Here is a 14,423-nt window from a genome sequence, read left to right as displayed (position 1 = left end):
GCATGATGGCGCTCCGCACGGCAGGGTCGACGGAATCGGCCACGGGCGGCGACGTGGAAGGGGACAGGTTGAAGGCGGAAAGGGACGACGCCCGCCCCCCCCCTCCCCCCCCCCCCCCCCCCGCTTCTCCGATCCGCCGCGGCGCTCCGGTTCACCAAGGCGGCCCGAGCCGCCGGAGCGCGTGGGCGAGCACGACGACCAGAAACGCCGCGTTGCGCGCCGGCACGGCCCCGGGCGGAACCCGCAACTCGCCTAACGCCGCCGCCCGCCTTTCGGCGGAGGCGTCCGCGGCGGACGCCAGTTCCGCCGCACAGCGACGCATCCACTCGGCGCCGCGGGGCCATTCCCACAGGCCCTCCCGCCAGTCGGCCGGGATCGCCGCCGTTCCCCCCGCACACCCCGCCAGCCCGCCGACGATCGCCGCCGTGCTGTCGGCGTCGCCGCCGAGGCTCAACGCCCGTTCAATTCCGCCGCGGACGTCGTCGGCGGTCTCCGCGGGCTCTCCGGCCAGCCACGCCCACAGGGCCGCCGGGACGGTGTGCAGCACGAACCCGCTCGGGCCGCCCCGCGGCCACCCTGACGCCTCGGCCAGTGCCCGGCCGTCCTCCCCACGGGCCAACGCCGCAGCGACCGTTTCCAGTACGATTTGCAGCGCCGGTTCGGTCGTTTCTTCAATCAACGCCGCCAGCGTCGCGGCGGGGCTTTGACGCGGTGAAGGACAAACGGCGAGGGCGGCGGCGTGGGCGATCGTCTGCGCCCCGGCGACGGCCCGTGGGTCGGTGTGCGTAATGCGGGCGGAGACCTCGGCGAACGCCCGGCGGCGGTCGGGGTCGTCGGCGAAGAACGCCCCTAGGATCGCCGCCCGCATCGTCGGCCCGTTGCCGGCGCTGTTCACCCCGCTGCAGCTCGGCGGCACGCCGCAGCAAAGTTTTCCACAGGCTTTCAATGTGGCTTTTCCCGCCCCGGCCGGTCCGCCGGCCAGCCACCACTTCAAGCGGCGGGCGAGCGCCCGTGCGGAGCGGGCCGGGTCGGCCGGTTCTTCAATGAGGGCGAGGGCGGAGAGGAGGGTGTGCTCCGTGTCGTCCGAGACCATCCCCCGCCAGCGGCTCCCCCCGACGGAGCGCACAGCGGGAACCAGCCCATGCCGTACCGGCCCGGGGAACAGTTTTGCAGCCCTTCGCGGCGAAAGGTTCTCCCGCGGCAATCCTAACGCATCCCCGACCGCCGTCCCCAACAAACACCCGGCAAGGCGGTCGGCGCGGGTCGGTTCGTTCATGGGGAAGAAACGCCGCCGCGGGGGCGGGGCGCTTGGCCGGCGGTCGCCGCTCAGTTCGGCAACGGCTCGGTGCCCTCTCGCAGCAGGGCGAGGTAGCGTTCGTAGACGTAAACGCGGCCGCGGGAGCGAGCCGGTCGGTCCTCGAGCACGCCGGCTTCCGCCAGGCGATCCAACAAGCTCTTGGCGGTCGGCTGGGAGAACCCCGTTTCCTCCTGAACCGCCCGGGCGGTGAGGTAGGGCCGATCGAACGCCAGTTCCAGCGCCCGCAGTCCGTTGGCGGCGGACCGCGGCATCGCCGCCCGGACGGCAGCGTCGTCCTCGGTCCGCAACGCCAGGATGGCCTGGGCCGTCTCCGTGGCTCGTCGCGCCACGTCCGCCACGCCCCGCAGGAAGAACTTCACCCAACCTTCCCAGTCGCCGGCGAATCGCACGTCGTTGAGGCGTCGGTAATACTCCGCCCGGTGCGTTTTGAAGAACAGGCTGAGATAGAGCAGCGGGCGGGACAATACGCCGGCGTGACACAATTGAAAGGTGATCAGCAGCCGGCCGGTCCGGCCGTTGCCGTCGAGGAACGGGTGGATCGTCTCGAATTGCGCGTGCGCCAATGCACAGCGGATTAGCAGCGGAACGGGGTCAGGGGTGTGCAAGAACCTCTCTAAGTTGCCGAGGGCGTCGTGCATCTCGGCCGGCGGCGGCGGAACGTACCGGGCCTCGTTGAGCGTGCAGCCGGCGTCGCCGATCCAGTTCTGCGACCGCCGGAACTCGCCCGGCGTCTTCTCACTGCCGCGGCCCTCGGCCAGCAGCACGGCGTGCATCTCGCGGATCAGTCGCAACGTCAGCGGGAAGCCGCCGGCGAGTCGCTCCAAGCCATGGTTCATCGCCGCCACGTATCGCACCACGTCCGTCGCGTCGCCCGCCGGGACTCTCGCGGGGGCGGATTCGTATTCCAGCAGATCGTCCAGCGACGCCTGCGTGCCCTCGATCTGTGAACTGAGCACCGCCTCCTTCCGAACGAACGCCGCGACGAAGCGATCCGGATTCGGGAGGTGCCCCGCCTGGGCGTCGAGCCGGCCCAGCGCGGTGGCGGCGCGCTCCTGCAAGACCTGCATCTCCCCGTCGACCTCCAGTGGCGGGTCGTCCGGCGGCAACGGCTGCGGGATGAACGCCCGGTACCCGGTCGGCTGCGGCAGGAACACACCGGCCCGGATCGAAGTCTGTGCAGCCGGCATCGTTTGCGGGGGGGCGTCAGGCGGACGGAGAGCGAAGCATAAGCTGCGAGCCCGAATTTTTGCTATCAGGCCGCGACGCCAAAGGTTCCTTTGGTGTGAGACAGCGAAGCCAAAGGTTCGGCTTGCTCTCTTTGGCGTTGGGCAGGTTGGTCTCCGTTCACCCGCCGATCTTCGCCACCCAGTCGCGGGCGTCGTCGGGGGCGTCGCCGATGCCGATCGTGGCGTCGCCGAAGATCGAATCGCTGCGGCCTCGCTGCCACTCGCCGCCGGTTTCCGGATCGAACCACCGGATCGTCAGCGGCCCCTTCGGGAGCGTGAGCCGCGGTGTGGCGCCGGCGGGGAAGTACAGCAGCGTCGTCGCCGGGCGGCCGGCGCCGGCGGGGCGGGTCGCGGCGACGGCGCCCTTCGCCCCGCTCACCTCCGGGCCCGGTTCGTAGAGGTGCAGCCCCTCCCGCTCCGCGAACTCGCGGGCGATCTTGGAGAACCGCCAGACGTTCGCCCGGCTGCGGAAGTCTTCGAGGTTTAAATCGTTGTGGGCATATTTATAGCCAAAGTACCACTCCGCCCCGCTGCCGCCGGAGAGCAGGTTCGCCCACAGGGCGCGGCGGACTGCAAGATGGTTCTCCTCGGCCCCGTCGGCGTCGTCCGGCAGCACGCCGGCGTTGGCGGGGCCGACCTCGTCCAGGCAGACGAACCACGGGCGCCCCGCCGCGGCGCTCTGTTCGACCCACTTCAACGTCTCCTCCCGGGCCTTCGACATCGGGCTGAGTTGCAGGCTGACGCCGTCGAAGTGCGGGGAACCCAGCAGCGGTTTATAAACGGCGTCCTGCTTGCCGGGGTAGGTGTGCACGACGATCGGGTGGTCGTACGGGTCGGTCTCTTTAATGAACGCGGCGAAGGCGAGCCGTTGGGCGTTCGTGTTGCCGCGGCCGTCGGAGAGGGGTTTGTCGTCCTCCTGCGGGCCGTTCTCCTCGCCGAGGTTCCAGACCAGCGCCGGGTGATGGGCGAACCGGGCGATCAGTTCGCGGTAATACTGCTTGCGGGTGTCGGCGAAGGGCACGTCGCCGTCGCCGGGGCCGTCGCGGTGTTCGAAGAGGGATTCGTTCTCGGTTTCGCTCAGGATCACGTGCAGGGCGATGCCGAGTTTGTCGCAGTGACCGAAAACGATCTCCCACTGATCGAGTTTGGAGCAGTCGAACCGGGTGCGGTCGTCGGGATCCGCGTAGGGCCAGACGTCCCGGCCGTCGCCGGCGACGTTGTGGGGGAGGAAATAAATGCTGTTCACGCCCGCCGAGGCGAGATAGTTCAGCGCCCCGATCAGGCCCTTGCCCTTGCCGTCGCCCCAGGTGGGGTCGCCGTTCTTCCAGTCCTGGACGTGCGGTTCGTAGCGGTGGGGGGCTTCGGAGTGCGATTCGCCTTGGCGGGGCTTGCTTTTGAGGGAATAGGTCCCGTCGAAGTCGGCGTAGGCGAGCAGGTTCTCCGGGCTGTCGGCACCGGTTTTATAGAAGGGCGTCCCGCCGGCGGGCGATCCGCCCGGGGGGACGAGGACCAGCCGGCCGTCCCACGCCGACAGGGCGCCGCGGCGGCGGAAGTCGCGGGCCTCGGCCGGGGCGTCCGGCGGCGCTTCCACGTCCAGGGTTCCGCGGCCGGCGGCCACGACGCGGTCGCCGAGCTTCAATTCCAACTGGTAGTTCAGCCGGCCGGGGCGGGTGGGACGATAGTGAACCCGCCACTTGTTGCCGGCGTCGGCTCCGGTATGACCGGCGTTTCCGTCCGCGGCGAAGTAGCCGGGCACGCGCACGCCGGGATCGCGGTATGGTTCGTCCGTCTCGAAGGCGAACTCCGCGGTCAGGTGATAGGCCGTGAACGGGTTTTGATCGCCGGTCTCCTGCCACGCCCCCGGGGCGGCGAGGGTGAAGGCGATCGGGAAGCCGGCGTGGAACGCCCCGTCGACCTCTCCATCGAACTCCACGGGGGAGTCCGACAGGGCGGGGCCGTCCAGCGCCGCACGGGCGGCCGGCGGCAGGGCGTCCGGCGGGGCGGTGAGGGCGACCAGCAGCAGGGCGGGGGCGAGCATTGAAAACTCCTGCGAGTTTATTCAGCGGGAAACAGGTCGGCGGCCCGGCATTGGAAGCCGGGCAGGGCGTCGGAGGCGGGCAGCGGGGCGTCGCCGGCGGCGAAGGCGGGCGGGGCGTCGGGGCGATAAATCGTCACCTCCCGGGCCGGCGGGTCGACCACCCACACGAGCTTCACCCCGGCCTCCAGATAGCCCGTCACCTTGCGGACCACGTCCGCGTGCCGATCGCTGGCGGAGAGCACCTCCACGATCAAAACCGGCAATACGTCGTCGTAGCCGGGAGTGTCGTAATCGGCCAGCAGGTCGGCGTATGAGGTTTTCTCCGCGTAGAAACAGACGTCCGGCCCGCGAACGACGTCCGGGTCCCGGGCGATCAGCACGCCGCTGTCGCCGCCGGCGACCTGTCCGAAACCGGCCCGCTTCGCGTAGTCGTTCAGCAGGTTGCTGATCAGCGCGAGCAGAACGCCGTGCAATTTGTGGGGGCGGGACATCTCGACGACCTTTCCGTCCACCAGTTCCAGGTTGCGGTCGGCGTTCTCGGGCCGATTGGCGTAATGCCAGAACTCGACATGCGTCATCAACCCGTCGGCGGCCGGGGCGGCGCCGCGGGGCGGCGGGGCGAGAACGGGCGGGGCGGCGGTCGACACGGGCGGGCTCCGAACGGGGGCGGGCCGCAGTATACCGATCCGTTCGGCACCCTTGCGTCGCCGGACCCGACGGTCACACTCCCCCCGGGCGTCTCGCCGTCGTCCGTCCGACTTCCCACATCCGCCATCTGACTTCCCATGCCCTCGCCCAAAACGCTCGCCGACTTCGACCCCAAAGGCAAAGCCGTGCTGATGCGGGTCGACTTCAACGTGCCGCTGGACGGCGACCAGATCACCGACGACCGCCGCATCATCGCCGCGGTGCCCAGTATTCAGGACCTGCTCGATCGCGGCGGGCGGGTGATCCTGATGAGCCACCTCGGCCGGCCGGACGGGGCGCCGGACCCGCAGTACTCCCTCAAGCCCGCCGCCGACCGACTGGGCGAACTGCTCAGCGCGAACGTCCACTTCGCCACGGACACCGTCGGCGAGGACGCCAAAGCCAAGGTCGCCGCGCTGAAGGACGGCGAAGTGCTGGTGCTGGAAAACCTGCGGTTCGAGCCGGGCGAGAAGAAGGGCGACGCCGACTTCGCCGCCAAGCTGGCCGCCTTCGGCGACGCCTACGTCAACAACGCCTTCGGCACCTGCCACCGGACCGACGCCAGCATGGTCGCCGTGCCGGAGGCCATGTCCGGCAAGCCGAAGGTCGTCGGTCTGCTGGTCGAGAAGGAGATTAAATACCTGTCGCAGGCGATCGAGAACCCGCAGCGGCCGTTCGTGGCGATCTTGGGCGGGGCGAAGGTCTCCGACAAAATCGAGGTGATTAAGAACCTGCTGTCCAAGTGCGACAGCGTGCTGATCGGCGGGGCGATGGCCTACACCTTCAGCCTCGCCCAGGGCGGCAAGGTCGGCGGCAGCCTCGTCGAGCCGGACAAGACCGACCTCGCCAAGGAACTGATCGCCGAGGGCGGCGATACCCTCAAGCTGCCGACGGACACCCACTGCGGCGACGACTTCAGCTCCGACTGCAAGAAGACGATCGCCAAAGCCGGCGAGATCCCCGACGGCTTCGAAGGGCTGGACATCGGCCCGGAGACGGAGCGGACGTACGACGAGATCGTTCGCAACGCCAAGACGATCGTCTGGAACGGCCCGATGGGCGTGTTCGAGATGCCCCCCTTCGACGGCGGCACCAAGGCCGTCGCCGAGGCCGTCGCCGCGGCGACCCGGAACGGGGCGATCAGCATCATCGGCGGCGGCGACAGCGCCGCGGCCGTCCAGCAGTTCGGCATGGACGACCAGGTTAGCCACGTCTCCACCGGCGGCGGCGCCAGCCTGGCGATGCTGGAAGGCAAGCCGTTCAAGGCGGTCGAGGTGTTGGACCAGAAGTAGAGGCGGCGTCTTCGTCCTCCCCTCGCCCCCCTTTTGGGGGAGAGGGGCCGGGGGTGAGGGGGCAACGGCGTGCGAGCGCTCTTCACTGTGCGGCCCCCTGAATTAGCAGCCCGAGACGCGAGCCGGGGCGGAGCGACGTGGATCACGTCACCCGGCCTCGGCTCGCGCCTCGGGCTGCCGGTTTGTGGTCCCTATGAACAGGAAAAGCCCCCCGACCGCAGGGGTCGGGGGGCTCTCCCGTCGCTGGGCGGGCGGCGCCGCGTCGGCGCCGCCCGGTTGGCATTCGGAGCCGACCCACGGCGGGTCGATTCCCTCCTCAAAGTGACGCTTGCGCGTCAGACGCTCTCGTTTCGCTCAGTTCGACTGACTCCAGCCGCCGGCGACCGAGGTCGCCGGCGACCCGGAGATCAGTGACCGAACAGGCGGCCGAGGAAGCAGCTCTTCTTCTCTTCGCAGCAGACCGGAGCCGGGGCACAGCAGGTCGGGGCGGCGTCGCCGCAGTAACCGGCCGGGGCGCCGTAGCTCTCGCCGCAGCAATCAGCAGCCGGGGCGCCGTAGCTCTGGGCACAGGGGGCTTCGACGACGACGGTCTCGGGGACCATCTTGCACACCTGAACCTGCACCTCTTTGACGACCTGGGTCGGCACGCAGACGGTGTAGGTCTCTTCGACCTGCTCGACGACGGTGTCGTAGCGGGTCACCTGGTACTCCTGGGTCCGCTCTTCAGCGACGCACACCGTGAAGGACTCTTCGCGGGTCCGGGTCTCGGTGTTGTAGGTGCAGACGTCCCGGGTGCGGGTCCGGGTTTCGGTGTCGCACACCGTCACCTGGTACTCGTAGGGGACCTCTTCGACGACGGTGTCGTAGACGGTGCGGCTGCCCTGACGGGTCTCGGTGGTCATCACGCACACCTCGTAGGTGTACGGGACTTCCTCAACGACCGGCTTGCAGACGGTGCGGGTCGCTTCGCGGGTCTCGTAGTTGTTGACGGTCACCTGGTACTCGTACGGCACCTCTTCGGTGACGTACTCGCAGACGGTCCGGGCGCCCTGCCGCTCTTCGGTGTCGTACACGCACACTTCGTAGGTGTAGGGCACTTCTTCGTGCACCGGCTTGCAGACGGTGCGGGTCGCTTCGCGGGTCTCGTAGTTGTTGACGGTCACCTGGTACTCGTACGGCACCTCTTCGGCGACGTACTCGCACACGGTGCGGGTGCCCTGACGGGTCTCGTACTTGTTGACCGTGGTGGCGTAGGTGTACGGGACCTGCTCGGTGACGTAGCTGTAGGTCGTGACCGGGACCTGCTCGGTCACGTAGTTCGGCACGTAAACGCGCTGGGTCGTCGGGCCGCAGGGGCCGCAGCCGGCGCCGTACCCGGCGTAAGCGGCGCCGTACCCGGCGCCGCCGTGGCCGCGGCGGCCGCCGTGGCCGAACAGCTTGCCGAGGAAGCAGCCGTGACCTTCATCTTCGCAGCCGCAGGCCGGGGCCGGCTGGCCGCAGTCGCCGCAGGGAGCGCCGTAGGCCGGGCCGGCCGGGGCGCCGTAGGCGGCGTTGGCGCAGGGCACGTCCTGGTAGCCGCCCATGTCACGGCAGACCGTGGTGTAGGTGGTCTGCGGGACGCACTTCTGCACGGTGCGGTAGCCGGTCTGCTGAACCGTTTCCGGGACGCAGACGGTGTACTCGTAGGGGACCTCTTTGGTCACCTGACGCTGCACGGTGCGGGTCGCCTGACGGGTCTCGGTGGTCGGCACGCACACCTGGTAGGTGTAGGGAACCTGCTCCTCGACCATGCGGACCACCGTGCGGGTGGCTTCGCGGGTCTCGGTGCGGGGGACCTGCACGGCGTAGGTGTAGGGGACCTCCTTCAGGACCTGCTTCTGCACGGTGCGGGTCGCCTGACGGGTCTCGGTGGTCGGCACGCACACCTGGTAGGTGTACGGAACCTGCTCCTCGACCAGCTTGGTGACCTGCCGCACCGCTTCGCGGGTCTCGGTCGTCGGCACCTGGACGGTGTACTCGAAGGTCTCCTGACGCGGGACCTGCTTGGCCACCTGACGGGTGGCCTGGCGGGTCTCGACGCGGGGGACCTGCACCTGGTAGGTCTCTTCGACCTGCGTGGTGACCGGGACGGAGACCTGGTACTCGACGGTGCGAGTCTGGGTCTGCGGGACCTGCACCGTGTAGGTGCGGGTCTTGGTCTCGGTGACCGGCACCTGCTTGGTCACGTCGACCGTGCGGGTACGGGTTTCCTGGTTATAAACGGTCTCGGTGACCTGGCGGGTCTCCGTGACGTACTGCGGGCGGTAGACCGTCTGGGTCTGCGGGGCGCACGGGGCGCAGCCGCCCATGGAGGCGCCGTAGTTGGCGCCCGGGGCGCCGTAGTTGGCCATCGGAGCGCCGTAGCCGGCGACCGCCGGGGCGGCGCTGCAACCGCACTCGCCGGCCGTGGCCGACGGGCTGACCGCGAGGGCGGCGCCCACGCAAGCAGCCAGGGAGAGGGACGTGAAACGTCGCATTGTGAGGAGCTCCTCGAAGGGATGAATTGAGGACCGAACGCCGGGAAAACAACCGCCGTGCGGGGGCGACAGGAGCCCCGTACGACGTTGCGGAAAGTCTGGGTTCCGGGTCCGTCCGGCCTGCGCTCGCCGGCCCGCCGGTCCTGCCGCCCCCGCTCCGTCAATCGGAGGAGGAACGACGCGGAACCACGAGCGAACGTCGAGGTGTCTGGCGTCCAAATGCCGACCCCCTGTCCCCGGCCGGTTTCGGTCGAACGCCCGGCTGGGGCAAGGGGGCTGTGAAGGGGCGACCAACCCCGCCGCACCCCCCGGTAAAGACCGCGCGACCCCCTCGCGGACGGCTCAAAAAGCCTGTCCACAAAGAGGCCCCTAAGGCCCCCAGCAGATACGACACCCCCATCTTGCCGCCGCCTCACAGCGAACGCAAATCCCCCAATCCGCGGGGAGTGGGAAAGGAGGGCAAACTTCAAGGGTGCCGGAGATCACTCACGCCTCCACAGGGAATTCCCCCGCGCCGCAGGGGTTGCAACGGTCCGAAACCCCTGTCCGGACGCCCCGCGGCGGCGCCGCGGTCGCTCCAATCCGCTGCCGGCGCCCCGCTTCGCCGCCCGCCGGAGACCGCTCGCTCCGATCACGCGGGACTGATGGGTTCTCCGGCCGCTCTGCCGGAACTTTTGCCGCCGCCGCCGGAACCCGTCATGCCGGGCCCCGCTGATCCGCGGGAGCGGACTCTCCCGCCCGGACCGCACCATTCCGTCCAACCCGCCGTCCAACCCGCCGTCCAACCCGCCGCCCGACCACTCACGCCGCCGACCGCCCCCGCGCTCACGCCGCCCAGGAGCGCGACGCGGCCGACGCCGCGGCCGGCGGGGCCGGGGCGGGCGCGAACGTGAGCGGCTCCGGCGACGGCGCCGCAGCGGCGCCGCCCTGTCCAGCCGACCCGAGGAGCAGTTCCCGCCAAGTTTCCGCGTGCACCGTCAGCACGCGGGCGGCGTCGCGGGCCGGGGCGGCGGCGTTGTTCCGCCCGGCCTCGGCGAGGCGGCCCAGGCAGAACGCGAACCGGGCCCGCACCCCCTCGGCGATCGCCCGGCCGGCGTCGGCGTCTTCGCCGGTGGCGGCGGCGGCGTTCGGCTTCACCCCGGCGAACAGCTCCGCCACCAAGGCCGTCGCCCGGTCCAGCGCCGCGTAACCGCCGGCCTCGTCGCGGTCCGGCCCGTCGGCCAGCAGGTCCGCGGCCCGACTGCTGAACCGCACGGCGGCGTCCGCGAGCATGCCGTGCAGCGTCGCCGGGTTCGCCGTCGTCACCGCCGCACGCAGGTAGTCGTTCCGGGCGGGGACGGGGGGGGCGGCGTCGGTCACGGGCGGGGGGCGGCCGGGGCGGGGGGAGCGGGACGGTTCCCCCCATCGACCGACCCGCCCGTTCCGCCGCGGCGCTAGCGGTTCTGGGAGGGCATTTCCAGCAGCCTGATGTTGGATAGCGCCGACTGGAACGAATTGATCCGCGACACCGTCTCCTCCATCGCCGCGAACTGCCGCACGAGGCGGTCCCGCTTCAACGCCAGTTGGGCCTCCAGGTCGGCCACGCGGTCGCCGATCTCGGTCCGGCGGCTTTCGAGGCTGTCCGATTCGAGTTGCAGCAGGCCGTCGAACTGGTCGGTCAGACCGTCCATCAGGGCGTCGGTGGCGACGGCGAAGCCGTTCGTCTTGTCCTGGAAGAAGGCCCGCGTGCCCACCGGGTCGTCCGCCAGGCGCTCGTTGAGGCGGTCGCGGTTCAGGCTGATCTTGCCGTCCTTCTCCAACCGGATGCCGACGTCGAACATCGTCCGCGGGGGGTCGGCCCCCTCGGCGACGGCCGCGGCGGTGATGTCCGGGCCGAAGCGTTTGGTCAGCAGGCTTTCGACCCGCCGCAGCACCCGACCGACGGTCGAGTTGCCCTGCAACACGCCGCGCTGGTTGGTTTCCGGGTCGAACTTGGTGAGGTCGGCGGCGAGGTCGATCAGGCCGTTGTAGGCGCTGACGAACGCCTGCAAGGCGTTGCCCACGCCGGCGGAGTCCCGGCCGACGGTGACGGTCACCGGCTCGCCGGTCGCCTGTTTGATCGTCACGCCGACGCCGCCGGGCAGGTCCTCGAAGACGCCGTCGGCGTCGGCCCGCAGGAAGCCGCCGCTGGCGTTGCCGCCGACGGCCAGCAGGGCGTCCTCCCCCTGGACCGAGACCGCCGCCCCCAGCCCGGCGCGGGCGCCGGCGAAGGGGGCGGCGAGGCCGGAATCGTCAATGCGGAACCGCCCCGACGCCCCGGTCGCCTTCGCGGAGAGGAGCAACCGCGAGGGCGCCAGCGTGGTGCCGTCGTCGGCGATCTCCGCCTTCACGCCGAAGTCCCCGGCGTTGAGGCGGTCGGCGAGGTCCTGCAGCGTGTCGCCGGCCTCCAGCGTCAGCACGGTCGCGTCGCGGGCGCTCAGCGTGCCGTTTTTCACCGTGCCGGTCAGCCGCAGGGCGTCGGCGGCGACGTTGTCGGTGACGGTCAACTCGCCGGCCCCGCCGGCGGTGTCGATCAGGCGGAAGCCGTCGCCGGTGGCGTTCAGTTCGGCCGTCACCCCGGCGCCGGCGCCGCCGTTCGCCGCCGCGGCGGCCGTGTTGAAGGCGTCGAGGAAGTCCCCCAGCGTGGCGTCGTCGGCGAGGTCGTTCAGCTTGACGGTGACGGCGACGCCGGCACTGTCCGTCACCGTCAGATCGCCCCGTACGCCGTTCGCCCCGCCGCCGGTGATCTTGCCGGCGAAGTCGGCGAGCGCCGTCGTGCGGCCCACCGACCGCCGGGCCACCGCCCCGCCGACCGCTTCGTCGTCGGCGAACGTCCCCGCGATCCCCAGGTCCGCCGCCAGCGTGCCGGCGAGGTCCGCGATCGCCAGCGAGCCGGACCCGCCGGAGGAGTCGACGATCGTCAGCCCCTTCTCCCCCGCCTCCGCCCGCAGGTTCAGCCCGCTGCCGTTGATGGCGGCGACGATCTCGTCGAGGCTCTCCGCGGCGGACAGGTCCAGCGTCGCGCTGGCCCCGGCCCGGTTGGTGAGTTGAATCTCGCCCCCCGCGATCCCGCCCGGGCCGCCCATGTTCCGCAGCAGCACGGAGTCCAGCCCGGCCAGCAGCTTGCCGCCGACGAGCTGGTCGTCGCCGTCGCCGTTCACGTCCAGATCGACGGCGTTCGTCAGCCCGAGCCCGCGGAGCACGTCGGCGCCGTTGAGGTTCGTCAGCGTCAGCACGTCGGCCCCGCCGGTCCCGGCGGGGTCGGTGTGATCGGTGAGGACGAGGCGGCCGTCGGTCAGCGCCGCGGTCAACTTGCCGGCGTTGTCCTCATGGTTGTTGATCGCGGCGACGAGGCCGGCCAGCGTGGGGGCGGCGTCGAGGTCCAGCGAAAAGGCCGTGCCGTCGGCCAGTTCGATCCCCAGATCGTCCAGCGGTCCCTCCGCGTCCGGGTCGTCGGGATCGGCCGGCTGACCGACGGTCTTCAGGCCGATCCCGTCGTCCATCAGGTCGAAGGTGAACTCGCCGGAGACGGCGTACACCTCCCGCCCCGCGATCGTCCCCGCCCCGCTGCCGACCAGCCCGAGGTCGCTGGCGGTGCGGCCGCCGCCGATGTCGGCGACCGTCAGCGTGCCGGCGGAGCCGGTGGGGTTCGACAGGTCCTCCAGCACGAAGGACCCGCCCTCCACGCGGGCGTTGAGGGCGACGCCCTCGGCGTTGTTGAAGGCGTTCAGCACGTCCGCGGTGGTGCGGGCGGCGGAGAGGTCCACGGTGGCGACGTTGCCGGCGGCGTCCGTCACCCGCACCTCGCCCCGCCGCACGCCCTCCCCGCCGTTGAGCAGGTCCAAAGGGGTCTCCCCCTTCACCCCGGGGTGCTGGCTGAACACGAGGTCCCCGACCCCGACGGCGGCGTCCGGCGAGGCGAACCCGCGGGTGCTCGACGCGTGGGCGCTGGCGGTCCGCAGCGGCGTGAACACCGTGGAGCCGGTCGGCGACTTGGCGGTCGCGCTGACGGCGATCGCGTTCGGGTCGGAGGCTTTGACGGTGTGGGCGTCGAAGGTCTCCGGCTTGCCCAGCCGCTCCGCCGCGACGCCGACGGTCAGGGCGAAGGCGCTGAGGGCGTCCAGCCCGCTGGCCTCGGCCTTCAGCGTGGCCTGCCGGTTGGTCAGCTTGGAGATCGTGCCCTTCTGGGCGTTGATCAGGGCTTCGATAATCGCCCCGGTGTCGATCCCGGTGGCGAGGCCGATCGAGGAGGTGACGACCGACATACGAGGTGGCTGTGGGCGGGGGCGAACGAGACCGGAACGAAGGTCCGTCGTTCAAGGTCGCCCCGCCCCCCGCCCGAGCATGAGCGCCCGCCGGGTCGTGCCGGTTAGGCGAACCCGGCCGCATCGCCGGGCGACGCCTCCCCAACACCAACCCGAAGCGTCAGCGAGGGCCCGTCGTGCACGCTCGCCGGCCTGCGGCCGACGCCCTCGCTGACGCTTCGGGGTGGTTTGAGAACTGGCTCAGCCCCTGGGCAGGCCTTCGCCCTGACCGGTGCGGCGTCCTCGTTTGATGTGCAGACCGGCGCCGACGCCGCCCAGAACCGCCGAAATGAGAATTAGGAGAGTGCCGACAGCCCAGACCGGCAGGCTCCAGAGCAGCATCCCGCCGGGGTTCGTCAGCAGAACGGTTCCGTCGGCCCGCCGCACGACGTTGCGGGCGCCGAGCGCGCGTTCCTCGCCGACCCAGTGAATGAGGCCGAGCATCAGGGTCTGCGAACGCCAAAGCACGGCCGCGCCCGCGGCGAAAGCCGCCGCCGCCAGACCGACGCACAGGACGGCAGACGGGCGGGGTTTGATCATCGTTCTTCATTCGACTTTACGAGTCTCGTGAATACCGCACCCGGCGTCACGACGGCCCCCCGCCGGGCCGGGCGGGCGGCGGCGCGAGGGCGTCCCGGCAGGACGTGATCAGGTCGAGCGCGACGTCTTCGAGCAGGATCGTGTGCCGTTCCATCCAGCGGTCCAGTTCCATCCAGTCGTCTGGCCCGTCGACTCCACCGGACGAATCCCATTCGCGCATCCCCGCCCGATACCGGGCGGCGACCTCAGCCGGGGCGTACCGGTCCATCAGCGTCGCCACCCGCGCGAAAGCCTGTTCGTCGATGCCGTCGTAATACTGCCAGGCGCCGCCGCGGACACGCGGGGCCCAGAGCCAGTAGTCCAGGAAGAACGCCAGCGGTCCGGGCGGTTCGGGGAGCCCCCGGACGACGTCGTACAGCGCGTCGAAGTCGCGATCCGCGATCCAGTGCTCGATCAACGCCGCGGCGTATCGGACGGGCATCAG

General features: G+C 70.8%; 10 protein-coding genes. 1 reads left to right on the top strand and 9 read right to left on the bottom strand.

What is annotated here, in order from left to right:
- Positions 1-151 precede the first annotated feature (151 nt).
- The 4 genes from CA12_RS06385 to CA12_RS06370 form a co-directional block, all read right to left on the bottom strand.
- Positions 152-1,276, bottom strand: a complete 1,125-nt coding sequence (locus tag CA12_RS06385) for an ADP-ribosylglycohydrolase family protein (protein ID WP_145358029.1) — start codon at positions 1,274-1,276, stop codon at positions 152-154.
- 50 nt (positions 1,277-1,326) lie between these two features.
- Complete coding sequence (locus tag CA12_RS06380) at positions 1,327-2,472, bottom strand: Fic family protein (RefSeq protein ID WP_207622162.1); 1,146 nt, start codon at positions 2,470-2,472, stop codon at positions 1,327-1,329.
- Between the two features lie 190 nt (positions 2,473-2,662).
- Positions 2,663-4,582, bottom strand: a complete 1,920-nt coding sequence (locus tag CA12_RS06375) for a DUF5060 domain-containing protein (protein WP_145358027.1) — start codon at positions 4,580-4,582, stop codon at positions 2,663-2,665.
- A 17-nt stretch (positions 4,583-4,599) separates the two neighbouring features.
- On the bottom strand, positions 4,600-5,229 hold the full coding sequence (locus tag CA12_RS06370) for a Uma2 family endonuclease (protein ID WP_145358026.1): 630 nt from the start codon (positions 5,227-5,229) through the stop codon (positions 4,600-4,602).
- 138 nt (positions 5,230-5,367) lie between these two features.
- Here CA12_RS06370 and CA12_RS06365 point away from each other — a divergent pair, with 138 nt between their 5' ends.
- Positions 5,368-6,561: a phosphoglycerate kinase gene (locus CA12_RS06365; protein ID WP_145358025.1), complete on the top strand. Its 1,194-nt coding sequence runs from the start codon at positions 5,368-5,370 to the stop codon at positions 6,559-6,561.
- A gap of 407 nt (positions 6,562-6,968) precedes the next feature.
- On the opposite strand, the gene CA12_RS06360 is transcribed toward CA12_RS06365, so the two are convergent.
- The 5 genes from CA12_RS06360 to CA12_RS06340 form a co-directional block, all read right to left on the bottom strand.
- Positions 6,969-9,077: a hypothetical protein gene (locus CA12_RS06360; protein WP_145358024.1), complete on the bottom strand. Its 2,109-nt coding sequence runs from the start codon at positions 9,075-9,077 to the stop codon at positions 6,969-6,971.
- A gap of 825 nt (positions 9,078-9,902) precedes the next feature.
- A complete protein-coding gene (locus tag CA12_RS06355; protein ID WP_165700593.1) occupies positions 9,903-10,436 on the bottom strand; it encodes a flagellar export chaperone FliS in 534 nt (177 codons plus the stop codon).
- Positions 10,437-10,510: 74 nt separating this feature from the next.
- On the bottom strand, positions 10,511-13,360 hold the full coding sequence (gene fliD / locus CA12_RS06350) for a flagellar filament capping protein FliD (RefSeq protein ID WP_145358022.1): 2,850 nt from the start codon (positions 13,358-13,360) through the stop codon (positions 10,511-10,513).
- A 240-nt stretch (positions 13,361-13,600) separates the two neighbouring features.
- On the bottom strand, positions 13,601-13,939 hold the full coding sequence (locus CA12_RS06345; protein WP_145358021.1) for a hypothetical protein: 339 nt from the start codon (positions 13,937-13,939) through the stop codon (positions 13,601-13,603).
- A gap of 46 nt (positions 13,940-13,985) precedes the next feature.
- Positions 13,986-14,420, bottom strand: coding sequence for a hypothetical protein (locus CA12_RS06340; RefSeq protein ID WP_145358020.1), 435 nt, complete (start codon positions 14,418-14,420; stop codon positions 13,986-13,988).
- Between the last annotated feature and the right edge of the window lie 3 nt (positions 14,421-14,423).

Origin of the sequence: Alienimonas californiensis (assembly GCF_007743815.1) — a bacterium.
In the GTDB taxonomy this organism is placed as follows: domain Bacteria; phylum Planctomycetota; class Planctomycetia; order Planctomycetales; family Planctomycetaceae; genus Alienimonas; species Alienimonas californiensis.
This window is presented reverse-complemented; position numbering and strand designations above follow the sequence as displayed.